This window comes from Sinomonas soli, from assembly GCF_054782415.1.
In genome coordinates this window covers 121,818-144,058 of the sequence record NZ_BAAGSN010000016.1, presented here as the reverse complement: position 1 = coordinate 144,058, position 22,241 = coordinate 121,818, and the positions used below count along the sequence as shown (strand labels likewise).

Annotated in this window: 19 protein-coding genes; 13 read left to right on the top strand and 6 right to left on the bottom strand. The window is 72.2% G+C overall.

Features of this window, described 5'->3' with window-relative positions:
* The first annotated feature begins 71 nt into the window (after nucleotides 1–71).
* Nucleotides 72–1,259 carry an acyl-CoA dehydrogenase family protein gene (locus tag ACYVKZ_RS16530; RefSeq protein WP_460993356.1) on the top strand — a complete coding sequence of 396 codons (1,188 nt, stop codon included), beginning with the start codon at nucleotides 72–74 and terminating at the stop codon, nucleotides 1,257–1,259.
* Nucleotides 1,260–1,286: 27 nt separating this feature from the next.
* Here ACYVKZ_RS16530 and ACYVKZ_RS16525 read toward each other — a convergent pair whose 3' ends face one another.
* Nucleotides 1,287–1,865, bottom strand: coding sequence for a M23 family metallopeptidase (locus ACYVKZ_RS16525; protein WP_460993355.1), 579 nt, complete (start codon nucleotides 1,863–1,865; stop codon nucleotides 1,287–1,289).
* A 469-nt stretch (nucleotides 1,866–2,334) separates the two neighbouring features.
* Between ACYVKZ_RS16525 and rpsB the strand changes: the two genes are divergently transcribed.
* The 6 genes from rpsB to ACYVKZ_RS16495 all read left to right on the top strand — a co-directional run bounded on the left by rpsB (nucleotide 2,335) and on the right by ACYVKZ_RS16495 (nucleotide 7,389).
* The gene (rpsB, locus tag ACYVKZ_RS16520; RefSeq protein WP_460993354.1) at nucleotides 2,335–3,240 is read left to right on the top strand and encodes a 30S ribosomal protein S2; all 906 of its coding nucleotides are present in this window, start codon (nucleotides 2,335–2,337) and stop codon (nucleotides 3,238–3,240) included.
* Nucleotides 3,241–3,363: 123 nt separating this feature from the next.
* On the top strand, nucleotides 3,364–4,200 hold the full coding sequence (tsf, locus tag ACYVKZ_RS16515; protein WP_460993353.1) for a translation elongation factor Ts: 837 nt from the start codon (nucleotides 3,364–3,366) through the stop codon (nucleotides 4,198–4,200).
* 132 nt (nucleotides 4,201–4,332) lie between these two features.
* A complete protein-coding gene (gene pyrH / locus ACYVKZ_RS16510; RefSeq protein ID WP_460993352.1) occupies nucleotides 4,333–5,133 on the top strand; it encodes a UMP kinase in 801 nt (266 codons plus the stop codon).
* Between the two features lie 108 nt (nucleotides 5,134–5,241).
* Nucleotides 5,242–5,799 (top strand): ribosome recycling factor, encoded by a 558-nt coding sequence (gene frr, locus ACYVKZ_RS16505; RefSeq protein WP_066497164.1) that lies wholly within the window; start codon nucleotides 5,242–5,244, stop codon nucleotides 5,797–5,799.
* Entirely contained in the window at nucleotides 5,799–6,761 is a 963-nt protein-coding gene (locus tag ACYVKZ_RS16500) for a phosphatidate cytidylyltransferase (protein WP_460993351.1), read from the top strand. The genes frr and ACYVKZ_RS16500 overlap by 1 nt, the downstream gene beginning before the upstream one ends.
* Before the next feature lie 52 nt (nucleotides 6,762–6,813).
* Complete coding sequence (locus ACYVKZ_RS16495; protein ID WP_460993350.1) at nucleotides 6,814–7,389, top strand: DivIVA domain-containing protein; 576 nt, start codon at nucleotides 6,814–6,816, stop codon at nucleotides 7,387–7,389.
* A 41-nt stretch (nucleotides 7,390–7,430) separates the two neighbouring features.
* Here the strand turns inward: ACYVKZ_RS16495 and ACYVKZ_RS16490 are convergent, their stop codons facing one another.
* The 4 genes from ACYVKZ_RS16490 to ACYVKZ_RS16475 are packed head-to-tail and all read right to left on the bottom strand — an operon-like array spanning nucleotide 7,431 to nucleotide 11,264.
* The gene (locus tag ACYVKZ_RS16490; RefSeq protein ID WP_460993349.1) at nucleotides 7,431–8,915 is read right to left on the bottom strand and encodes a sodium/solute symporter; all 1,485 of its coding nucleotides are present in this window, start codon (nucleotides 8,913–8,915) and stop codon (nucleotides 7,431–7,433) included.
* A complete protein-coding gene (locus ACYVKZ_RS16485; RefSeq protein ID WP_460993348.1) occupies nucleotides 8,912–9,310 on the bottom strand; it encodes a hypothetical protein in 399 nt (132 codons plus the stop codon). The genes ACYVKZ_RS16490 and ACYVKZ_RS16485 overlap by 4 nt, the downstream gene beginning before the upstream one ends.
* A complete protein-coding gene (locus tag ACYVKZ_RS16480; RefSeq protein WP_460993347.1) occupies nucleotides 9,307–10,038 on the bottom strand; it encodes a LytR/AlgR family response regulator transcription factor in 732 nt (243 codons plus the stop codon). Before ACYVKZ_RS16480 ends, ACYVKZ_RS16485 begins: the two co-directional genes overlap by 4 nt.
* Entirely contained in the window at nucleotides 10,035–11,264 is a 1,230-nt protein-coding gene (locus tag ACYVKZ_RS16475; RefSeq protein ID WP_460993346.1) for a histidine kinase, read from the bottom strand. Before ACYVKZ_RS16475 ends, ACYVKZ_RS16480 begins: the two co-directional genes overlap by 4 nt.
* A gap of 188 nt (nucleotides 11,265–11,452) precedes the next feature.
* On the opposite strand from ACYVKZ_RS16475, the gene ACYVKZ_RS16470 reads away from it, so the two are divergent.
* Both ACYVKZ_RS16470 and ACYVKZ_RS16465 read left to right on the top strand, forming a co-directional pair.
* Nucleotides 11,453–11,866, top strand: coding sequence for a DUF485 domain-containing protein (locus ACYVKZ_RS16470; protein ID WP_460993345.1), 414 nt, complete (start codon nucleotides 11,453–11,455; stop codon nucleotides 11,864–11,866).
* The gene (locus ACYVKZ_RS16465) at nucleotides 11,863–13,467 is read left to right on the top strand and encodes a solute symporter family protein (protein WP_460993344.1); all 1,605 of its coding nucleotides are present in this window, start codon (nucleotides 11,863–11,865) and stop codon (nucleotides 13,465–13,467) included. Before ACYVKZ_RS16470 ends, ACYVKZ_RS16465 begins: the two co-directional genes overlap by 4 nt.
* 627 nt (nucleotides 13,468–14,094) lie before the next feature.
* On the opposite strand, the gene ACYVKZ_RS16460 is transcribed toward ACYVKZ_RS16465, so the two are convergent.
* Nucleotides 14,095–14,571: an Lrp/AsnC family transcriptional regulator gene (locus ACYVKZ_RS16460; protein ID WP_460993343.1), complete on the bottom strand. Its 477-nt coding sequence runs from the start codon at nucleotides 14,569–14,571 to the stop codon at nucleotides 14,095–14,097.
* A gap of 165 nt (nucleotides 14,572–14,736) precedes the next feature.
* On the opposite strand from ACYVKZ_RS16460, the gene pdhA reads away from it, so the two are divergent.
* The 4 genes from pdhA (at nucleotide 14,737) to ACYVKZ_RS16440 (ending at nucleotide 22,186) form a co-directional block, all read left to right on the top strand.
* On the top strand, nucleotides 14,737–15,861 hold the full coding sequence (gene pdhA / locus ACYVKZ_RS16455; RefSeq protein ID WP_460993527.1) for a pyruvate dehydrogenase (acetyl-transferring) E1 component subunit alpha: 1,125 nt from the start codon (nucleotides 14,737–14,739) through the stop codon (nucleotides 15,859–15,861).
* Nucleotides 15,861–16,880, top strand: a complete 1,020-nt coding sequence (locus ACYVKZ_RS16450) for an alpha-ketoacid dehydrogenase subunit beta (protein WP_460993342.1) — start codon at nucleotides 15,861–15,863, stop codon at nucleotides 16,878–16,880. The genes pdhA and ACYVKZ_RS16450 overlap by 1 nt, the downstream gene beginning before the upstream one ends.
* A gap of 32 nt (nucleotides 16,881–16,912) precedes the next feature.
* The gene (locus ACYVKZ_RS16445) at nucleotides 16,913–18,337 is read left to right on the top strand and encodes a dihydrolipoamide acetyltransferase family protein (RefSeq protein ID WP_460993526.1); all 1,425 of its coding nucleotides are present in this window, start codon (nucleotides 16,913–16,915) and stop codon (nucleotides 18,335–18,337) included.
* Between the two features lie 288 nt (nucleotides 18,338–18,625).
* Nucleotides 18,626–22,186 (top strand): choice-of-anchor D domain-containing protein, encoded by a 3,561-nt coding sequence (locus tag ACYVKZ_RS16440; RefSeq protein WP_460993341.1) that lies wholly within the window; start codon nucleotides 18,626–18,628, stop codon nucleotides 22,184–22,186.
* The last annotated feature ends 55 nt before the right edge of the window (nucleotides 22,187–22,241 follow it).

The following is a 22,241-nucleotide window of genomic DNA, read 5'->3' as shown; positions in this document are numbered from 1 at the left end:
GGGAACTGGGTCGGCAGCGTATGTTACTGATCAGTAGTTACCCACCAGTAGCATCATGACCGGGAGACCCCATGCCCCAGCACCGCAGCGCGGCCGACCTTCCCTACGCCGACGGCGACTTCTACTCCTTCGAGGCCCTGCTGGCCGACAAGGAGCGCGACCGCCTCCACGAGGTCCGCGAGTGGCTGGGCCGCGAGGTCACCCCGATCGCGGTCGACTGCTGGAACCGTGCCGAGTTCCCGCACGAGCTCGTCCCCCGCCTGGCCGAGCTCGACGTGATGAGCCCCATCCGCAGGCAGGGGCACTCAAGCCTCCTCGCTGGCCTCCTGCACGCCGAGTTCACGCGGGCCGACGCCTCGATCGCCACGTTCATGGGGGTCCACGACGGCCTCTTCACCGGCTCGCTCGAGCTCCTCGCCTCCGAGGAGCAGAAGGCGAAGTGGCTCCCCGAGGCCTACACGCTCGAGAAGATCGGGGCCTTCGCGCTCACCGAGCCCCTCGGCGGCTCCGACGTGGCCGGCGGCACCCGGACCACGGCGCGCCGGGAGGGCGACGCGTGGGTGCTCAACGGGGCCAAGCGGTGGATCGGCAACGCGACCTTCTCGGACTGGGTCGTCGTCTTCGCCCGAGACGTCGCGGACGACCAGGTCAAGGGCTTCCTCGTGGACACCGCGCTGCCCGGCTACCGCGCCACCAAGATCGAGAACAAGATCGCGCTGCGCACCGTGCAGAACGCGGACATCACCCTCGAGGACGTCCGCGTTCCGTCCGAGTTCAAGCTCGCCCACGCCAACAGCTTCCGGGACACGAACAAGGTCCTCAAGGTCACCCGCCTCGCGGTCGCCTGGCAGGCCGTAGGCCAGCAGCTCGCGGCCTTCGACGTGGCGCGACGCTACGCGGTCGAGCGCGAGCAGTTCGGCCGGCCCATCGCCTCGTTCCAGCTCGTCCAGGACCAGCTCGTGACCATCCTCGGCAACGTGGTGAGCTCGCTGGGCATGATGGTCAGGCTTGCCCAGCTCGAGGATGCGGGGCACGCCCGGGACGAGCAGTCCGCCCTCGCGAAGGCGTTCACCACGGCGCGGATGCGCGAGAGCGTGGCGATCGGCCGGAGCCTCCTCGGCGGCAATGGGATCGTGAGCGACTTCGGCATGGCCAAGGTGTTCGCCGACGCCGAGGCCATCTACTCCTACGAGGGCACCCACGAGATCAACACCCTCGTCACGGGCCGCGCGATCACGGGCATCTCCGCGATCGTCTGACCGGGAGGAGCCCTGGCGCCCGGGGGCTCACGGTGGGGCGGCCCACGGGAGGAGCACCGAGGGGCGGCGGTCCTCGATGAACGCGAGCGGGTCCACGTAGTCGTCCCCTCGGCGGACTCCCCAGTGCAGGCAGGGGCCGTCGGCGCAGTGCGCTGCCCCCGAGCCTGCCCCCGAGCCCGAGCCCGAGACCACCCCGAACTGCTCGCCCCGCGCCACGGCGGAGCCGACCGGGACCATGGCCTCGGCCGGCTCGAAGCTGCTGCGCAGGCCGCCGCCGTGGTCCACGGTCACGACCGGGCGGTCCACCACCCAGCCGCTGAAGGCCACCGTTCCCGCCTGCGGCGCCCGGACCGGCGTCCCGGGCGCCGCAGCCAGGTCGACGCCGCGGTGTCCGGACAGCCACGGGCGGGGCGGAGGGTCGAAGGGGCGGGCGACGGCGGGCCGCGGCGTGAGCGGCCAGGTCCAGCCCGTCTCCGGGGCAGGGTCCGCCAGGGGCGCCCCGGACGCCGCCTGGCCCAGCGGTGCCAGCAGCGCCCCCACGAGGGCCAGGGCCGCCGCCAGGCGAACGGGCACCAGTGCGCGGGCTGACCGGGGGGAGGTATCCATGACCTCAGGATGTCGGAGGCGGCCAGGCCCGGGCAGGGCCCCGGACGCCTATGTGGACGACCCGAGTTGAGACCGGAGCTGTGGGGGTGCTGTCCGCCCCGGACGCGGCAGCGCCGGGCCGCCGGCCGCCGCCTCCGGGCGTGTCGCGCTGTAGTACACTGAGAACCGCGGCTTTCGAGCCCGCTTTGCTGTGCCGGATTGGGTGCTCTGCCACGACCGGGCCGGCTGCGGGGGAGGAAGCCGACTCCGCGCATCCAGCGCCCGTCTCCCTCAAGCTCCGGCCCGGCCGGTGCATGCCGGGGGAGGGGCACTGCCCGCCCATCGGTCCGCGACTGCGGTAGGGCAGGCAGGGGATGCCAGGGACGGACGGCCACCCGGCCGTCGTCGTCAGTAACCGTCAACTATGGCAGGGGCAAGGGCGTACCCAGAGGTCGCCCTCGGAGAAAGACCTGCCGGAAGGAGCGTCGGCATGCCCGTCGTTACCATGCGCCAGCTGCTCGACAGCGGTGTCCACTTCGGCCACCAGACCCGCCGCTGGAACCCGAAGATGAAGCGCTTCATCCTCACCGAGCGCAACGGCATCTACATCATCGACCTCCAGCAGTCGCTGTCGTTCATCGACCGCGCCTTCGAGTTCGTCAAGGCCACGGTTGCCCACGGCGGCACCGTGCTCTTCGTCGGCACCAAGAAGCAGGCCCAGGAGGCCATTGCCGAGCAGGCGACCCGCGTCGGCCAGCCGTACGTCAACCAGCGCTGGCTGGGCGGCATGCTCACCAACTTCTCCACGGTTGCCAAGCGCATCCAGCGCCTCAAGGAGCTCGAGGAGATCGACTTCGAGGACGTGGCCGGCTCGGGCCACACCAAGAAGGAGCTCCTCATCCTCCAGCGCGAGAAGGACAAGCTCGAGAAGACCCTCGGCGGCATCCGCAACCTCTCCCGCACTCCGTCCCTCCTCTGGATCGTGGACACGAAGAAGGAGCACCTCGCGGTCGACGAGGCCAAGAAGCTCGGCATCCCGGTCGTGGCCATCCTCGACACGAACTGCGATCCCGACGAGGTCGACTTCCCGATCCCGGGCAACGACGACGCGATCCGCTCCGTGAACCTCCTCACGCGCGTCGTCGCCGACGCCGTGGCCGAGGGCCTCATCGCCCGCCAGAACCGCGGCTCCGGGTCCGAGGGCACGCAGGCCGAGCCGCTCGCCGAGTGGGAGCGCGAGCTCCTCGAGGGCGAGAAGGCCGAGGCCCCGGCTGCCGCCGAGGCTCCGGCCGCTGAGGTGCCGGCTGCTGAGGCTCCGGCTGCTGCCGAGGCCCCCGCCGAGGCGCCGGCCGAGGCTCCCGCCGCTGCCGAGCAGTCTGCCGAGGGCACGAACTAACTCGACCAAGACCCTCTCCGGGGTCCTGAGGGACCCGGAGGCCGCCGGCAGGATGGCCGCCCCGACGGGGCAGCCATCCTGCTGGCGGAAAGACCTGCAGAACATACGAGACGAGGGGTTCATATGGCGAACTACACCGCCGCTGACATCAAGGCCCTGCGCGAGCGCACCGGCGCCGGCATGATGGACGTCAAGAAGGCTCTTGACGAGGCCAACGGCGACGCCGAGAAGGCCGTCGAGATCATCCGCATCAAGGGGCTCAAGGGCGCCACCAAGCGCGAGGGCCGCTCCACCGCCGAGGGCCTCGTGGCCGCCAAGGTCGAGAACGGCGTCGGCGTCATGGTCGAGGTCAACTGCGAGACCGACTTCGTGGCCAAGTCCGCCAAGTTCATCGAGCTCGCCGACAAGGTGCTCGCCACCGCTGTCGCCTCGGGCGCTGCCGACCTCGAGGCCCTCCTGGCCGCCGACGTCGACGGCAAGCCGCTGGGCGAGTACGTCGTCGAAGAGGGCGCGGTCCTCGGCGAGAAGGTCGCCGTCCGCCGCATCGCCCGCGTCGAGGGCGCCACGGTCGACGCCTACCTCCACAAGACGTCGAAGGACCTCCCGGCCCAGGTCGGCGTCCTGCTCGCCGTCAACGGCCAGGGCGAGGCCGCCGATGCTGCCGCGCACGACGTCGCCGTGCACGTGGCCGCGATGGCCCCGAACTACCTCCGCCGCGAGGACGTCCCGGCCGACCTCGTCGAGTCGGAGCGCCGCATCGCCGAGGAGACCGCCAAGGCCGAGGGCAAGCCCGAGGCTGCCCTGTCGAAGATCGTGGAAGGCCGCGTGACCGGCTTCTACAAGGGCGAGGTCCTGGTTGACCAGGCGTTCGCCAAGGATGCCAAGAAGTCCGTCGGACAGGTGCTGTCCGAGGCCGGTGTCGAGGCGACCGCGTTCGCCCGCTTCCGCGTCGGCGCCTAGTACGCGCACCAGAGGGGCGGCCACTTCGGTGGCCGCCCCTTTGCTGTGGCCGCCGCCGCGCAGGCCTTACGCAAGTGCCGCTACTCTAGACGCAGGCTCCAGCCCAGACGCTCCACACGAGGGGACACATCCATGGAATCCGTAACGACCGCCGACCCCACTATCCCCTCCACTGACGAATCCCTGCCCGACGCGGCCGAGGCCGCCGCGCTCGTCGACGACCCGCAGCCGCACCGCCGCCGCGTCCTGCTCAAGCTCTCCGGGGAGGTGTTCGGCGGCGGCAAGCTCGGCGTCGACCCCGGGACCGTGCGCGGCGTGGCCGAGCAGATCGCCGCGGCAGTCGACGAGGTGGAGATCGCCATCGTCGTGGGCGGCGGCAACTTCTTCCGCGGCGCCGAGCTCTCCCTCTCCGGCATGGACCGCTCGCGTGCGGACTACATGGGCATGCTCGGCACCGTCATGAACTGCCTGGCGCTCCAGGACTTCCTCGAGCAGGCCGGGGTCGAGACCCGCGTGCAGAGCGCCATCACCATGGGACAGGTCGCCGAGGCCTACATCCCGCGCCGCGCCATCCGGCACATGGAGAAGGGGCGCGTCGTGATCTTCGGTGCCGGGGCAGGCCTGCCCTACTTCTCCACGGACACCGTCGCCGCGCAGCGGGCCCTCGAGGTCCATGCCGACGAGGTGCTCATGGCCAAGAGCGGGGTCGACGGCGTGTACACCGCGGACCCCAAGAAGGACCCCTCGGCGGTCAAGCTCGAGCACCTCACCTACGACGAGGCCCTGCGCCGGGACATCCGGGTCATGGACCAGACGGCCATGACCATGTGCAAGGACAACCGGCTCGACATGGTCGTGTTCGGCATGGAGGGCGAGGGCAACGTCACCAAGGCGATCCGCGGCGAGCACCTCGGCACCCGCGTGACCGTCTGAGCGCCGCCTACATGCGGCTAGGATGTTCCTAGTCCCCGACGGCGGGGGCCGGCGCCGCGCGCCCGGCCCCCGCCGTACGCTGCAAACGAAGTCCACAAGGAGTGCGACGTGATCGAAGAGACCCTGCTCGAAGCCACCGAGAAGATGGAGAAGGCGGTCGAGGTGGCCAAGGAGGACTTCGCGTCGATCCGGACGGGCCGCGCCAACCCCGCGCTGTACGCGAAGGTCATGGTGGACTACTACGGCACGCCCACGCCGCTGCAGCAGCTGGCCTCCTTCCAGGTCTCGGACGCCCGCACGATCCTCATCACCCCGTACGACAAGAGCGCCCTGCGCGACGTCGAGAAGGCGCTCAGCGACTCCGAGGTCGGCGCCAACCCGTCCAACGACGGCAACGTGATCCGCGTGGTCCTGCCCGAGCTCACCCAGGAGCGCCGCAAGGAGTACGTGAAGATCGTCAAGGGCAAGGGCGAGGACGCCAAGGTCTCGATCCGCAGCATCCGCCGGAAGGCCAAGGAGTCCCTCGACAAGCTCGTCAAGGACGGCGAGGTCGGCGAGGACGACGGCGTGCGCGGCGAGAAGGAGCTCGACTCGCTGACCAAGAAGCACGTCGATGCGGTCGAAGACCTCGTCAAGCGCAAGGAAGCCGAGCTGCTCGAAGTCTGATGAGCGAGCCCCAGCCCGACGCACCGAGCCCGGGGCCCCCCTCCTCAGACGGACACGTGCCGGGGGGCGGGCTCCCCGGACTGCGCCGCGACCGCAAGCCCAAGCCGCTCTCGCGGGCCGGCCGGAACCTGCCCGCCGCCATCTCGGTGGGCCTCGCCCTGCTCATCATCCTGCTCGCGGGCCTGTTCCTGTGGCCCCTGGGCTTCGTGCTGATCGCCGTCTCCGCGGCCCTGCTGGGTGTCTGGGAGGTGTACCGCGCGCTCGAGACGCACGGGACCCGGATCCCGGTCGTGCCGGTGCTGGCGGCGGCGGTGGCGATCCCCGCCACGGCCTACTTCGGCGGGCAGGAGGCGCAGCTGTTCGCCCTCCTCGCCAGCAGCGCGGCGGTGCTCCTGTGGCAGAGCCTCGAGCACCCCGCGGGGGCAGCGCGGGGCGTCTTCGCGGGCGTCTTCGTGGTCCTGTGGATCCCCTTCCTCCTCGGGTACGCGGTGCTCCCGCTGCACGCCACCACGCCGCCCCCGGGCCTCGGCCTGTGGCAGAGCGGCGCGGTGCCCCCCGCCACCCTCGAGCTCGCGCTGACCCTCCTGCTCGTCGTGGCCAATGACACGTTCGGCTACATCGTGGGGGCGAGCCTCGGCCGCCACCCGATGGCCCCCAAGATCAGCCCGAAGAAGTCCTGGGAGGGCTTCGCCGGTTCGGTGGGCGGGGCGATGGCCGTCGGCGTGCTCGGGGCGGTCCTCCTGCTGGGCCGGCCGTGGTGGGAAGGCCTCGTGCTCGCGGTCGTCATGGTGGGCGCCGCGACCGCCGGCGACCTCGCCGAGTCCATGGTCAAGCGCGAGCTGGGGATCAAGGACATGAGCAGCATCCTGCCGGGCCACGGCGGCATGATGGATCGCCTCGATTCGATCCTCTTCGCCACCCCGGCGGCGTTCCTCGTCTTCAGTCTCCTGCCGAGCTCCTAGCCGGCAGGTTCCCATGATGGTCTTTCGAGCACTCCAGAGAGGACGCACACACGTGGCGCACACCGAGGACAGCGCGGCGGCAGGGTTCGATCGGGTCGGCCGCAGCGACCTGGGCTACAGCCCCAAGCAGGTTGAGAAGTTCATGTCGGCGGCGCGGGACTTCCTCGAGGACCGGTCCGCACCGGTGGTGACGAGCCACGACGTCCGGACGGTCTCGTTCGACGCCGTGCGCGGCGGCTACGACGCCACCGAGGTCGACGCCGCCCTGGACCGCCTCGAGGACGCCTTCGCCCGGCGGGAGCGGGACGAGCTGATCCAGCATTCGGGCGAGGACGTCTGGCTGCGCGAGATCGGACAGCTCGCCGGGGTCCTCCGCGGCCGGCTTGTGCGCGCCGACGGCGAGCGGTTCCGCCGCCCGTCGAGCCCGAAGGCCCCCAGCTACCACGTCGAGGACGTCGACAGCCTGTGCGTGCGGCTCCTCGACTACCTCGAGCACGGCTCGCCGATGACGGCGGACGAGGTGCGCACGGCGGTGTTCCGCACCGTCACGGGCCAGGAGGGCTACGAGGAGACGCAGGTGGATGCCTTCCTCGACCGCGCCGTCGAGCTCATCGCCGCCATCGACTAGACGCACGACGCCGGCCGCCCGCCGCACGCTGCCGGGGCGCCTCAGCGCGGCTCGGGGGAGTGGAGCCGCACGAGGAAGCGGTCCGCGCCCCGCGGGACGCTGCGCCTGCTCGCGCGCGAGACGACGATCATCACGGCGAACGCGAGCGGCACGGTCCAGGCGGCCGGCTGGGCGCACGCGACGGCCACGGCCGAGGCGCGCGCAGCGTCGCCCCAGACGCCCGCGCCGAGGGCGGCGGAGGCCACGAGCGCCCCGCCGCAGGCAACGGCCCCGACGGTCATCCCGGCGATGGCGCCCGCCGGGGTCAGACGCCGCCACCAGATGCCCAGCACGAGCAGGGGGCAGATGGTCGAGGCCGTGAAGGCGAAGACGAGCCCCACGCTCCCCGCGAGGCCCTGGCCGCCCAGGCCCAGCGCCAGGAGGAGTGGAACGAGGGCCGAGAACGCCGCGGCCGTCCTGAAGCCGCGCACGCTGCCTCCGAACAGCTCCTGGCTGATGACCCCCGCCACCGAGACGAGCAGCCCCGAGGTCGTGGACAGGAAGGCGGCCATCGCGCCGGCGAGCACGAGCGCCGAGAGCGCGGTCCCGAGTGGGCCGGCGAGCAGCCGCTCGGGCAGGAGGATCGCCAGGGCGTCCCCCTGCGAGGCGAGGTCGGGTGCTGCGATCCGGCCAATGAGGCCCACGGCGGTGGGGAAGATGTAGAACACCGTCAGCAGCCCGAGCACGATCACGGTGGTCCTCCGGGCCGTGACCCCGTCCGGGTTGGTGTAGAAGCGGACGAGGACGTGGGGGAGCCCCAGCGTCCCGAAGAGCAGGGCGAGCAGCAGCGAGAAGGTGCGGTAGCCGCCGTCGGACGTCCCCGGCGCGGCGGAGAGGGCCGCGAGTCCTTCGGAGCCGGCCGCCGCTGGCAGCCCGCGGCCGGCGACCAGCAGCGCCAGGAACACCGCAGGGACGGCGAGGCACGCGAGCTTGAGCCAGAACTGGAACGCCTGCACGAACGTGATCGAGCGCATGCCGCCGAGCATGACCGCGAGGACGACGACGGCGACCACGGCCGCCGAGCCCGCCCAGCCGGGCAGCCCGGTGGTGATCCGCACCGCGAGCGCAGCCCCCTGCAGCTGCGGGATGATGTAGAGCCAGCCGATCAGGACCACCAGGACGCTCGTGGTGCGCCGGGCCGCGAGCGAGCCGAGCCGGGCGGCGGTGAAGTCGGGGATCGTGTACGCACCGGAGCGGCGCAGGGGCGCGGCGACGAACAGCAGGAGCATGAGGAAGCCGGCGGTGTAGCCCACCGGGTACCACAGGGCCTGCGACCCGCTGACCATGATGAGCCCCGCCACGCCCAGGAAGCTCGCCGCCGAGAGGTACTCCCCGCCGATGGCGGACGCGTTCCACCAGGGGGGCACCGTGCGGGAGGCGACGTAGAAGTCGCTGGTCGTGCGGGAGATCCGCAGCCCGTAGAAGCCCACGAGGACGGTGGCGGCAGCCACGGCGCCGAGGGCCGCGAGGCCGATGGCCGGCGTCACGGGTGGTCCTCGAGGAGTTCGGCGTAGCGCTGCTCCGTGCGGTTCGCGGCCCGGTAGTAGGCCACCGCGGCGACGAGGGCGGCCGGGTAGGGCAGGGCGCCGATCAGCAGCCACACGAGGGTGACCCCCGGCAGCCACGGCAGGTCCCCGGCGGCCTCCGAGAGGATCCAGAGCGCGGCCACCGCGGTGAGGAAGGCCCCAGCGACGAGTGCCGCCAGACGGAACTGGGAGCGCAGGAGGGAGCGCAGCACCACGCCGCCGAGCTCCGACTGCTCGGCCACCTCCCGCGAGAGCGGCGGCGTGCGGGGGGCCCTGGCGGCGCTCGAGGCGGGCGCGGTCACGCGCACCCGCCGCGAGCGGTCGATGCGCCGGTCTCCGGCCCCGGGAGCCGTCACGGCCGCGGCCGGATCCGGCCCGCGGCGAGCCGCTCGCGCAGCCCGGGCAGGCAGCGCCGGCTCACGGGGAGCTCCGAGCCGCCGGCCAGCACGGTCGGCTGCGGGCCGCCGAGCCGCAGCTGCTGCACGGCGTCCATGGCCACGAGGTAGGAACGGTGGATCCGCACGAAGCCGGCGGCGCCCCACTGCCGCTCGAGGTCCGTCAGCGGGACCCGCACGAGGTAGGTGCCCTCGGGCGTGTGCAGGCGCGCATAGTCGCCCTGGGCCTGCACGAAGGCCACGTCGTCCCGGCGGATCATCCGGGTGACTCCGCCCTGCTCGACCGTGATGACCTCGGGCGCGTCCGTCTGGGCGCCGCGCGCCCCCTCGCGTGCTTCGACGATGCGCCCCACGCACCGCTCGAGCCGCTCGGGCCGCACGGGCTTGAGGAGGTAGTCGGCGGCGGCGAGGTCGAACGCCTCGAGGGCGTGGTCGTCGTCGGCGGTGACGAAGACGACGGCGGGCGGTGCGGCGAAGCGGGCGATCACCCTGGCCAGCTCCAGCCCGCTCAAGCCGGGCATGTGGATGTCGAGGAAGAGGGCGTCGACCTCCTCGCGCTCGAGGACCTTGAGGGCCCCGGTCCCGGAGGTCGCCGAGTGGATGGCGCCGACGCGGTCGTCGCGGCCCAGCAGGTACGTCAGCTCCTGCACCGCCGGCAGCTCGTCGTCGACGACGAGGGCACTGATCATGCTGCTGAGTCTATCGGTGGCCGCACCACGTGCTCCGGCTGCGACTTGGGGATGCGCAGGGTCACGAGCGTGCCGTGTCCGGGGGCGGTCTCGATGACGAGGCCGTGGTCGTCGCCGTACACCTGCCGCAGCCGGGCGTCCACGTTCCGCAGGCCCACGTGGATCCCGCCGGCGCGGCCCGCGAGGACCTCGCGGAGCCGCTCCGGGTCCATGCCCGCGCCGTCGTCCTCGATCTGCACGAGCGCCTCGTGCGGGGAGTCCTCGGCGGTGATGCTGATGTGGCCCGTTCCCTCCCGGGCCTCGAGGCCGTGGCGCACCGCATTCTCGACGAGCGGCTGGAGGCTCAGGAAGGGGATGGGCACGCCGAGGACCTCCGGAGCGATGCGCAGGCTCACCTGGAGCCGTTCGCCGAAGCGGGCCCGCTCGAGCAGGAGGTACTGGTCGATGCTCTTCAGCTCCTCCGCGAGCGTTGTGAAGTCGCCGTGCCGGCGGAACGAGTACCGGGTGAAGTCGGCGAACTCGACGACGAGCTCCCGCGCCCGTGCCGGATCGGTGAGGATGTACGAGGCAATCGCGGTGAGCGCGTTGTAGATGAAGTGCGGGCTGATCTGCGCCCGCAGCGCGCGCACCTCGGCCTCCATGAGCAGCGTCCGGGACCTGTCCAGCTCGGCGAGCTCGGCCTGCGTGGCCACCCAGTCCGCCACCTCGCGCGTGGCCCGCACGAGTCCGGCGCCCGCGGAGGGGGAGAAGGCCACGACGGTCCCGATCACGCGGGTTCCGGCGCGGACGGGTGCGACGACTGCTCCGCGCAGCCGGCAGTCCGCCTCGGCGCAGCCCACCGCCGAGCAGTCGAGCTCGTCGGCGTCCGCCACGCGGGCGCGTCCGTGGGCAAGCGTCTTCGCGGCCAGGGCCATCACCGCCCCCGCATGCGCCGGGCTCTCGCCGTCCCAGGCGAGCAGGCGGGAATCGTCGGTCAGGGCCAGCGCGGGGGCGCCGAGCATGGAGCGGAGGTGGTGCGCGGCCTTCGCTGCGCCCTCGGGGCCGAGGCCCCCGCGCAGGGACCGGCCTGCCTGGGCGGCCGAGTGCAGGATCGTGTAGCTGGCCCGCTCGGCGTCGCTGCCGAACTCCCGGCGGCCTCCCCACGTCCGCCACGCGACGGCGCCCACGGCCACTCCCGCGGCCAGCACGAGGGCCAGCACCGCGAGCGTGAGGGTGTCGGGAGACATGATGCAAGGCTAGCCGCACCCCGCACCCCGCAGCCGCTCGGCGTGGGCGCGGCGCCGTTCGGCGCAGGCAGGCGGCCGCTCGGCGCTTGCCCGCGGCGGGGCTCTGGCTGGAGGCTCCCGAGGGGCGCAAAAGTGATGTGCATCACGCACCTGCCGGGCACCCGCGCCGGCCAACCTCAGGAGGACCCATGGGCAACGACGCCCCCCGGGACGCGAGGGCCGGCACGGCCCCGCATCCGGACTTCCAGCTGGTCCAGGCCAGCGACGAGTTCCGCGCGCTGCGCGCGAGCCACCGCAGCTTCGTGTTCCCGATCGCCGGAGCGTTCCTGCTCTGGTACTTCCTGTACGTCCTGCTGGCGGACTACGCGCACGACTTCATGTCGATCAAGCTGGCCGGCAGCATCACGGTCGGCCTCGTGCTCGGCCTGGCGCAGTTCGTGACCACGTTCGGCATCACCGCCTGGTACGTCCACCACGCCAACAAGAAGCTCGATCCGGCAGCGGAGGCCATCCGCGGCGAGATCGAGCGCGGGGAGATCGAGCGCGGCGAGGCGTCGCCGGAGGCCCACGCCGCGGGCCGCGAGGAGGAGAGCACCCGATGAACGTCGCCGCAAGCCTGCAGAGCAGCACCTGGCTCAACATGTCGATCTTCGCCCTGTTCGTGGCCGTCACGATCGTGATCGTGATCCGGGCCGGCAGGAACAACAAGACCGCTGCCGACTACTACGCCGGCGGCCGGTCCTTCACCGGCGGCCAGAACGGCACCGCCATCTCGGGCGACTACCTCTCCGCCGCCTCGTTCCTGGGCATCACCGGCGCGATCGCCGTCAACGGCTACGACGGGTTCCTCTACTCGATCGGCTTCCTCGTGGCCTGGCTCGTCGCGCTCCTGCTCGTCGCCGAGCTCCTGCGGAACACCGGCAAGTTCACCATGGCCGACGTCCTGGCGTTCCGCCTCCGCGAGCGCCCCGTGCGCATCGCGGCCGCGATCTCGACCCTCGCGGTGTGCTTCTTCTACCTCCTGGCCCAGATGGCGGGGGCCGGGGGCCTGATCGCGCTGCTCCTGGGCATCTCCGACTGGGGCGGCCAGGCCGTCGTCATCACCGTGGTCGGCGCGCTCATGATCATGTACGTGCTCCTCGGCGGCATGAAGGGCACCACCTGGGTGCAGATCATCAAGGCCATCCTGCTCATCGCGGGCGCCTTCGTCATGACGATCATGGTGCTGGCGATCAACGGCTTCAACCTCTCCGCCCTGCTGGACAGCGCGGTCCACACCGCCGGCGCGGGCGGCGAGAAGCTGCTCAACCCGGGCCTGGCGTACGGCAAGGACGGCACCTCCAAGCTCGACTTCGTCTCGCTCGGCCTCGCGCTCGTCCTCGGCACCGCGGCCCTGCCCCACGTGCTCATGCGCTTCTACACCGTGCCGACGGCGAAGGAGGCCCGCAAGTCGGTCGTGTGGGCGATCTGGATCATCGGCGCCTTCTACCTCTTCACCCTCGTGCTCGGGTACGGCGCGGCGGCGCTCATCGGCGCGGACACGATCAAGAAGGCCCCCGGCGGGGTCAACTCGGCGGCCCCGCTGCTCGCGTTCCAGCTCGGCGGACCGCTCCTGCTGGGCTTCATCTCGGCGGTCGCATTCGCCACGATCCTCGCGGTCGTGGCCGGCCTGACCATCACCGCGGCGGCCTCGTTCGCCCACGACATCTACGCCAACGTCCTCGCCAAGGGCAGGACCACGCCGGCCTCGGAGGTGAAGGTGGCCCGCCGCACCGTGGTGGTGATCGGCCTCTTCGCGATCGTCGGCGGCATCTTCGCCAACGGCCAGAACGTCGCCTTCCTCGTGGCCCTCGCGTTCGCGGTGGCAGCCTCGGCCAACCTGCCCACGATCCTCTACTCGCTCTTCTGGAAGAGGTTCACCACGCAGGGGGCGCTGTGGAGCATCTACGGCGGCCTGGCCTCGGCGGTCCTGCTCATCGCGTTCTCGCCGGTCGTCTCCGGGTCGAAGACGTCGATGATCCCCGGCGCGCACTTCGCGTGGTTCCCGCTGAGCAACCCGGGCATCGTCTCGATCCCGCTCGCCTTCGCCCTCGGCTGGCTCGGGACCGTCCTCGACAGGCGGCGGGAGGATCCGGCCAAGCAGGCCGAGATGGAGGTCCGCTCGCTCACCGGCGTGGGCGCCGAGAAGGCGGTCTCGCACTAGCCCACCACCCCGCACGACGACGGGCGGCGGCTCCCAGGAGGGGGCCGCCGCCCGCTGCGGTTCCGGGCAGCGCGAGCCGAGCGTCCGCCGTCGTGCCTCAGCGGGGCTGGATGCGGATCCCGTCCAGCAGGAGCGGATCGCCCTCCCACCGGTAGGAGAGGTCGAACGCGCGGCTGCCGCAGACGAGCCGCGCGGACGCTGGCCGGCGCGGGAGAGCGAGTCGGCGCGCTGGATGTCCGCGGCGCACGTCGAGTCGATCTGCAGCTCGGTGAGCCGGCTCGTGAGCTCGGTCTCGCTCAGGTGTTCCTTGAGGGCGGGGGTGAACTCGCCGTAGGCGCGGGTGAGGTCGCCCGAGGCGAGGTCGGAGCTCATCTGCTCCGAGGCCCGCTTGATGCCGGCCCCGGGGCTGAACACGGTGAGGGCCAGGACCACGGCCGCGGCCGCGGCGAGGAGGACCGCGGCGCCGCCCACGCCCAGCCCGATCCACAGCCACAGGCTGCGCTTCTGCCGGGCCCCGCCCGGGCCGGCCCACAGCTCCTGCGCGGTGGGCTCGCGGGGTCGCTCCATGCGGGCCTGGCTCCGGTTGGGCAGCTGGGGGAACGTCATCGGGCGGCTCAGTCCTCGGCGCTAGGCGGGCGGTCGGGGGCCCCTCGCGAGGAGCGGGTCCATCCTGAATGGTATGAGGTCGCCCATCGCGAGGGCGGTATCGGTCCGCTCGACGCCGTCCACGGCGAGGATCTTGCCGTTGATCCTGAACAGGTCCTCCGCGTCGAGGGCCACGACCCGGAGCAGGAGGTCGGCCGTGCCGGTGAGGCCGTGCCCCTCGAGGACCTCGGGGATGCCGGCGATGCGCTCGGTGATCTCCGCGAGCTTGCGCTGCTGGACGTGGACCGTGATGAACGCCAGCAGGGGATAGCCGAGCGACGCCGGATTGATGCGCCGGTCGAACCCGAGGAACACGTGGCCCGCCTCGAGGCGCGCGAGCCTTGCCTGCACCGTGTTCCGCGAGAGCCCCAGGTCCTGGGCGAGCGCCACGACCGTGCGGCGGGGATCCTCGGACAGCGCCCGCAGGATGCGGGCATCGGTGGCGTCGACGACGTGCATGGTGCGCAGGCTAGCACGCTGGGGACCTGCCGATCTGGGCATCCTGCGCAATGCGGCCGCGATTGGTTGTACCCCCTGATGGTTGTGAGTATGGTCACATTAACCCGGCGGCCCACAGGCCTCCCGAGATCAGAGAGGGATGCGTACCCAGTGTCCAGCTACCAGATGTCGACCGGCGACGACGGCTCGCCGATCCAGCTTCTCTCCCCCCACGGCGAACGCCGGCCCCACGAACGGTACGACGGCCTCCTCGCCGACCTCGGCCCCGAGGCGCTCGCCTCCCTCTACGAGGACATGGTGGTCGCCCGGCGCATCGACGCCGAGGGAACGGCCCTCCAGCGCCAGGGCCAGCTCGGCCTGTGGCCGCCGTTCCTCGGCCAGGAGGCCGCGCAGATCGGCTCGGCCCACGCCGTCGCACCCGACGACTTCATCTTCGCCAGCTACCGCGAGATCGCCGTCGCCTATGCCCGCGGGATCCCGCTGCCGGACCTCATGCGGCAGTGGCGCGGCGCCGCGAACGCGGGCTGGGACCCGTTCCGGCACAACATGGCACCGACGCAGGTGGTGATCGGCGCCCAGTCGCTGCATGCCGTCGGGTACGCCATGGGCGTGCAGTTCGACGGCGCGGAGACCGCCGTCATCACCTACTTCGGGGACGGCGCGACGAGCCAGGGCGATGTGAACGAGTCGATGGTCTTCGCGGCCAGCTTCCAGGCCCCGGTCGTGTTCTTCTGCCAGAACAACCACTGGGCGATCTCGGAGCCTGTGGGCGTGCAGGCCCACGTGCCGATCGGGCTGCGCGCCCCGGGCTTCGGCATCCCGAGCGTGCGCGTCGACGGCAACGACGTCCTGGCCTGCCTCGCCGCGACCCGCGAGGCCCTCGGCCGGGCCCGCTCGGGCAACGGCCCCTCGTACATCGAGGCGGTCACCTACCGGATGGGAGCCCACACCACCGCGGACGATCCCACGCGGTACCGCGACGCGAACGAGCTCGAGGACTGGCGCGGGCGCGACCCGATCTCACGGCTCGAGGCGTACCTGCAGGCCGAGGGTGTGCTCGACGAGGGCGTCCGGGCGCGGGTCGCAGCGAAGGCCGACGACGTCGCGGCCGCCCTGCGCGAGGCCACCATCCACATGCCCGATCCCGCCCCGGCGGAGCTCTTCGAGCATGTCTACGCGGGGCCGCACGCGGCCCTGGACCGGCAGCGCGAGCAGTTCGAGCGGTTCCACGCCGGGTTCGACGACCATGCCGGACACGCCGCCGGCGCACACACGGAGGGGGCCCGCTGATGCCCGGGATGACGTTCGCCAAGGCGCTCAACGCAGGCCTGCGCAAGGCCATGGAACGCGACCCGAAGGTCGTGCTGATGGGCGAGGACATCGGCCGCCTCGGCGGGGTGTTCCGCATCACCGACGGCCTGCAGAAGGACTTCGGCGCGCACCGGGTCATCGACACTCCGCTCGCGGAATCCGGCATCGTGGGCACCGCGATCGGCATGGCCTACCGCGGCTACCGCCCGGTCGTGGAGATCCAGTTCGACGGCTTCGTGTACCCGGCCTTCGACCAGATCGTCTCCCAGGTCTCGAAGATGCACTACCGCACCCGCGGCACGGTGGCCATGCCGATCACCCTGCGCCTGCCCTACGGCGGAGGCATCGGCTCCCCTGAGCACCACTCGGAGTCGCCCGAGGCGTACTTCGCGCACACCGCCGGGCTGCGGGTCGTCTCGCCCTCCACGCCCCAGGACGCGTACACGATGATGCAGGAGGCCATCGCCTGCGACGATCCCGTGGTGTTCCTCGAGCCCAAGCGCCGCTACCACGACAAGGGCGAGGTCGACGAGGCGCTCGAGCCGGGCGCCGGCGGCCTCGGCATGGGCTCCGCCCGGGTCGCGGCGGAGGGCGCCGACGTCACCCTCGTCGCCTACGGACCGATGGTGAAGACGTGCCTCGACGCCGCGGTCGCGGCCTCGGACGAGGGGGTCTCCATCGAGGTGATCGACCTGAGGTCCCTCTCGCCGGTGGACTACGGCCCGCTCGAGGCGTCCGTGCGGAAGACGGGACGGCTCGTCATCGCCCACGAGGCCTCGCAGACCCTCGGCCTCGGCGCCGAGCTGTCGGCCGTGCTCACGGAGCGGTGCTTCTACCACCTCGAGCATGCCCCCGTGCGGGTGACCGGCTTCGACGTGCCCTACCCGCCGTCCAAGCTCGAGTTCCACCACCTGCCCGACCTGGACCGCATCCTCGACGGCGTGGACCGCGCCCTGGACAGGCCCAACTCCCTCAGCGGCATGGAGGAGGACGCGTGAGCGCGGCCACGGCCGACCAGGGCGCGGGCTCCGTGACGCGGCCCTTCCTCCTCCCGGATCTGGGCGAGGGCCTCACCGAGTCCGAGATCGTGTCCTGGCGCGTCGCCGTGGGCGACTCCGTGCGCCTCAACCAGGTCATCGGCGAGGTCGAGACGGCCAAGGCTGTCGTCGAGCTCCCGAGCCCGTACACCGGTACCGTCACCGCGCTGCTCGCCGAGCCGGGGGACGTCGTGGCCGTCGGCGCGCCGATTGCCGAGTTCGAGGTGGCGGCCGACGCCGGCCGCGCGCCAGCCGCTGCCGGCGCGCCGACATCCTCGGACGCAGCGGGGGAGGCGCCCCGGCGCCAGGCGACGCTCGTCGGCTACGGCGCCATGCCGGAGACCGGGGCCCGGCCCGCGCGCCGCGCGCGCCTGACCGTGGTGGGGCAGGCGCCGACTGCGGGGCGGCCGCCGAGCCCAGCGGAGCGCACCGGGCACGCAGCGCCCAGCGAAGACGCAGCACCCGGTGGGGACGCAGCAGCGGAGCCGAGGCCCGCCCCCGCGGAGCGCCCCCGGTCCACCCCTCCCGTCCGCAAGCTGGCCAAGGACCTCGGGGTGGACCTCGCGGACCTCGAGGGCACCGGCCCGCGCGGCCTCATCACCCGCGACGACGTGCTCGCCTCGATCGGCACGGGTGCGGCCGGCACGGCCCCGGACAGCAGCCTCTCGGCCGCCCCGGCGGCAGGCGCGCCGGCCGCACCGCCGGCCGCCGGCGTCGTCCGCGAATCCCGGACCCCGATCAGGGGCGTGCGCAAGCACACGGCGGCCGCGATGGTCGCGAGCGCGTTCACCGCCCCCCACGCGAGCGAGTTCCTCACGGTGGACGTCACCCCGGCGATGGAGCTCATCGGGCGGCTGCGCGAGAACCGCGCCTTCGCGGGCCAGAAGATCACCCCGCTCACGCTCGTCGCCAAGGCAGTGCTCATCGCGCTGCGCCGGAGCCCGTCGCTCAACACGCGCTGGGACGAGGGGGCCCAGGAGATCGTCCAGTACCACTACGTGAACCTCGGCATCGCGGCCGCCACGCCCCGGGGGCTCATGGTGCCGAACATCAAGGACGCGCAGGAGCTCTCGCTCGCGGACCTCGCCGGGGCAATCTCTGACCTCGCTGCGACGGCGCGGGAGGGCCGCACCGCGCCGGCGGACCTGTTCGGGGGGACCATCTCGATCACCAACATCGGGGTCTTCGGGATCGATGCCGGCACGCCCATCCTGAACCCCGGCGAGGCCGCCATCCTCGCCATGGGCCAGGTCCGCAGGCTCCCCTGGGAGCATGGCGGAGAGGTCGCGCTGCGCCAGGTCATGACGCTCTCGCTCTCCTTCGACCACCGCCTCGTCGACGGCGAGCAGGCCTCCAGGTTCCTCGCGGACGTCGGCGCCGTCCTCGCCGATCCGGGCATGGTACTCACCATGGTGTGACCGCCCCGGAAGCCCGGCCGGCCCGCGGAATCGCGGGCCGGCCGGGCTTTTCCTCTGCCCGGACCCCACCGGCACCCGTAGTGCGCTCCGCCGCAGCCGAGTACCCCGCCAGTGGCCCCCTCGCCGGACCCTGCGTACCCGGTCCGAAATCCCCCGAGTAGGGGCCCACGGAGTACCCGGAAAGACGGGTACGGATTACTCGGGCGCCCCATGGGCCCCAATTTTTACGCTCCTTCTATCACGCCGCGGGCACCCCGCCAGCGGCGGCGAGGGTAGGGGAGCCTGCTCATGGAGCCCATCGGAAACCCACGGATCCGCGGCCGGCACCGTGCCCGGCGCGGCACGGTCCACGCGCCCCGAAGGGCCATCGCCGCCCTGCTGGCAGGAGCGCTCGCGGGTGCGGCGCTGCTCGCCGGGACGACGACGGCCTCCGCGGACGTCGGCACCGTGGACCAGGACAGCATGCGCACCGGGTGGGACAGCAACGAGAGCGCCCTCTCCCCGGCGGCCGTCGGGTCCACCAACTTCGGCAAGCTGTTCTCCACCGCTCTGAACGGGCAGGTGTACGCGCAGCCGCTCGTGGTGGGCCAGACCGTCATCGCGGCCACGGAGAACAACGCGGTCTACGGCCTGGACGCCACGACCGGCGCGGTGAAGTGGACCCGCTCGGTCGGTCCCGCGTGGCCCGCCTCCACGGTGAGCTGCGGGGACCTCGTCCCCAACATCGGCGTCACCTCCACCCCCGTGTACGACGCGGCGACCAACAGCGTCTTCCTCACCGCGAAGACGAACGACGGCGCGAACGCCCAGCTGCCGCACTGGTACATGCACTCGATCGACGTCGCGACCGGCACCGAGCGGGCCGGGTTCCCCGTGCTGATCGACGGGGCCCCGACGAACGACCCGACCCATCCGTTCAACGCGCTCACCGCCATGCAGCGGCCCGGACTGCTGCTCATGGGCGGGGTCGTGTACGCCGGCTTCGCGAGCCACTGCGACTACAACCCGTTCGTGGGCTACGTGGTCGGGGTCTCCACGGCGGGGAAGCAGACCACCATGTGGGCCACCGAGACCGGGGTCAGCAACGCCGAGGGCGGCATCTGGCAGTCCGGCGGCGGCCTCGTCTCCGACGGCCCCGGACGGATCCTGTTCACGACCGGCAACGGCATCGCCCCGCAGGCGTCTCCCGGGACCTCCCCGCCGACGACCCTGGCCGAGTCCGTGGTCCGGCTGCAGGTCGGCACTGACGGGAACCTGACGGCGAAGGACTTCTTCAGCCCGGCCGCCAACGTGAAGCTGAACCAGAACGACGCCGACCTCGGCTCGGGCAGCCCCATGGCCGTCCCCGACGGCTACGGCACCACCGCCCACCCGCACCTGATGGTGCAGACGGGCAAGGACGGCCACATCTACCTGCTCGACCGGGATGCGCTGGGAGGCATGGCCCAGGGCGCTGGCGGCACGGACGCCGTGGTGAACACGGCCGGCCCGTACAACGGGGTGTGGGGGCGGTCCGCGTTCCTCGGCACCACCCAGGGCGGGTACGTGTACCAGGTGGAGAACAGCGGCTACCTGCGCGCGTCGAAGCTCGTGCCCACGAGCACCGGCGGGGTCCAGCTCGCCTCGGTCGGGACGTCCAGCGGGACCTTCGGATTCTCGTCCGGGTCTCCCGTGGTGACCTCCTCCGGCACCGACCCGTCCACGGCGCTCGTGTGGGTCGTCTACACCGACAACGGGACGGGCGCCAACGCCCAGCTGCGGGCCTACCGGGCCATCCCGGACAGCACGGGCAAGCTCGCCCAGGTCTTCAGCGCCCCGATCGGCACGGCGGCGAAGTTCACCTCGGTCGCCACGAACGGCGGCAAGGTCTACGTGGGCACCCGCGACGGCAACGTGCTCGCGTTCGGCATCCCGACGACGGCCGCGGTGGGCTCGACCGGCGGCGACCTGGGCCAGGTGGCCGTCGGCGCGAGCGGGACCGCCACGGTGACCATGACGGCGACGCGTGCGGTGACGATCAGCTCGATCACCACGGCCGCCCCCTTCGGGATCGGGTCCGTGGCCCTCCCGAAGGCCCTGGCCTCCGGCGCGAGCCTCTCCCTCCCCGTGACCTTCGCCCCCACGGCGACCGGGGAATCGGACGGCTCGCTGACCGTGAAGACCTCGGACGGCGAGACGGACCTGCTGGGCGTCCACGGGATCGGCACGAAGGACGGCCTCGGCGCCACCCCGACGTCGCTCGCCTTCGCCAACGTCCCGACCGGCACGGTCAGCCGCCAGACCGTCAACATCGTCAACACCGGCACGACAGCGGTCTCCGTGACTGGGGTGACCCTGCCAGCCACCGCGAGCCTCGTCGCGGACCCGACCACCGTGCCCGCCGTGGGCGCGACCATCCAGCCCCTCGCCTCCGTGCCCGTGTCGATCACGTTCAGCCCGACGGCCGCGGCCACCGTCAGCGACTCGCTGACCGTGACGAGCAACCTCGGGGGAGTGACGGTTCCGATCAGCGCCACCTCCATCTCCGGCGCCTCGCACCTGCAGGTGCCTGCATCGCTCGATTTCGGCAACGTCGCGGTCGGGGCGTCCTCGACCCGCTCGTTCCAGATCCAGAACACCGGCAACATCCCGATGACGATCACCAAGGCGAAGGCCCCCCAGGGCGTCTTCGGCACCACGACCCCGGTCTCCGAGGGCCTGAGCATCCCGCCCGGGGACTCCGTGTTCCAGAGCGTGACCTTCGCGCCCACGGCGGTCGGCCAGGCCGGCACCGCGGACACCTACTACCTGATCACGGCCGACGACGGCTCCGGCGCGCAGGAGGTCATGCTCACCGGGTACGGAGTCAACGATCCGGTCGCGGCCTACGCCCAGAAGATCGGTGCGGGAACGTGGGCGTCCCCGCTCGGCCAGGCCCTCTCCACTGAGTACGCCGTGGGCACCGGCACGTGCCAGGACTACACCTCGGGCATCATCTGCTGGTCCCCGACCACCGGGACGCACGAGGTCAACGGGGCCATCTACACCCGCTACGCCGCGGCCGGCGGCCCCAAGGGCTTCCTCGGGTTCCCGACCACGGACGAGACCAAGACCCCGGACGGCATCGGGCGGTACAACCACTTCTCCGGCTCCGGCGGCGCCTCGATCTACTGGACGTCCACCACCGGGGCGCACTCGGTCCAGGGCGCGATCCGGTCCAACTGGGCGGCCTCGGGCTGGGAGCGCGGACCGCTGGGCTACCCCACCACGGACGAGATGGGCACCCCGGACGGCATCGGCCGGTACAACCACTTCAACGGCTCCGGCGGCGCGTCGATCTACTGGACGTCGAAGACGGGCGCGCACTCGGTGCGCGGCGCGATCCGGTCCAACTGGGCGGCCTCGGGCTGGGAGCGTGGACCGCTCGGCTACCCGACCACCGATGAGATGGGCACGCCGGACGGCATCGGCCGGTACAACCACTTCAACGGCTCCAGCGGCTCCTCGATCTACTGGTCCCCGACCACCGGCGCGCACTCGATCCGCGGTGCGATCCGGGCGGAGTGGGCCGCGAGCGGCTGGGAGAAGGGGCCCCTGGGCTACCCGACCACCGACGAGAAGGGGACGCCGGACGGCTCCGGCCGGTACAACCACTTCTCCAAGGCGGCCTCGATCTACTGGACCCCGTGGACGGGCGCGCACTCGGTGCTCGGCGCAATCCGGGCCACGTGGGCCTCGATGGGCTGGGAGCGCAGCTGGCTCGGCTACCCGACCTCCGACGAGTACTCGGTCACCGTAGGCCGCGCCGAGGACTTCGAGAACGGCAGCCTGACGTGGAGCGCATCCACCGGGATGGTGAACGCGGGGTGAGGTGAGGACCTGGGCCAGCGACCTGTCCCGTCTGCTGGCCCGCCGGGGGAGCGGC

Excerpts from the sequence above, each read along its gene's own strand:
- tsf (WP_460993353.1), top strand. The coding sequence starts at position 3,364 with ATGGCGAACTACACCGCCGCTGACATCAAGGCCCTGCGCGAGCGCACC.
- ACYVKZ_RS16475 (WP_460993346.1), bottom strand. The coding sequence starts at position 11,264 with ATGTCTCCCGACACCCTCACGCTCGCGGTGCTGGCCCTCGTGCTGGCC.
- ACYVKZ_RS16465 (WP_460993344.1), top strand. The coding sequence starts at position 11,863 with ATGAACGTCGCCGCAAGCCTGCAGAGCAGCACCTGGCTCAACATGTCG.
- ACYVKZ_RS16500 (WP_460993351.1), top strand. The coding sequence starts at position 5,799 with ATGAGCGAGCCCCAGCCCGACGCACCGAGCCCGGGGCCCCCCTCCTCA.
- ACYVKZ_RS16470 (WP_460993345.1), top strand. The coding sequence starts at position 11,453 with ATGGGCAACGACGCCCCCCGGGACGCGAGGGCCGGCACGGCCCCGCAT.
- ACYVKZ_RS16440 (WP_460993341.1), top strand. The coding sequence starts at position 18,626 with ATGGAGCCCATCGGAAACCCACGGATCCGCGGCCGGCACCGTGCCCGG.
- ACYVKZ_RS16460 (WP_460993343.1), bottom strand. The coding sequence starts at position 14,571 with ATGCACGTCGTCGACGCCACCGATGCCCGCATCCTGCGGGCGCTGTCC.
- rpsB (WP_460993354.1), top strand. The coding sequence starts at position 2,335 with ATGCCCGTCGTTACCATGCGCCAGCTGCTCGACAGCGGTGTCCACTTC.
- ACYVKZ_RS16450 (WP_460993342.1), top strand. The coding sequence starts at position 15,861 with ATGCCCGGGATGACGTTCGCCAAGGCGCTCAACGCAGGCCTGCGCAAG.
- ACYVKZ_RS16530 (WP_460993356.1), top strand. The coding sequence starts at position 72 with ATGCCCCAGCACCGCAGCGCGGCCGACCTTCCCTACGCCGACGGCGAC.
- pyrH (WP_460993352.1), top strand. The coding sequence starts at position 4,333 with ATGGAATCCGTAACGACCGCCGACCCCACTATCCCCTCCACTGACGAA.
- ACYVKZ_RS16525 (WP_460993355.1), bottom strand. The coding sequence starts at position 1,865 with ATGGATACCTCCCCCCGGTCAGCCCGCGCACTGGTGCCCGTTCGCCTG.
- pdhA (WP_460993527.1), top strand. The coding sequence starts at position 14,737 with ATGTCGACCGGCGACGACGGCTCGCCGATCCAGCTTCTCTCCCCCCAC.
- ACYVKZ_RS16480 (WP_460993347.1), bottom strand. The coding sequence starts at position 10,038 with ATGATCAGTGCCCTCGTCGTCGACGACGAGCTGCCGGCGGTGCAGGAG.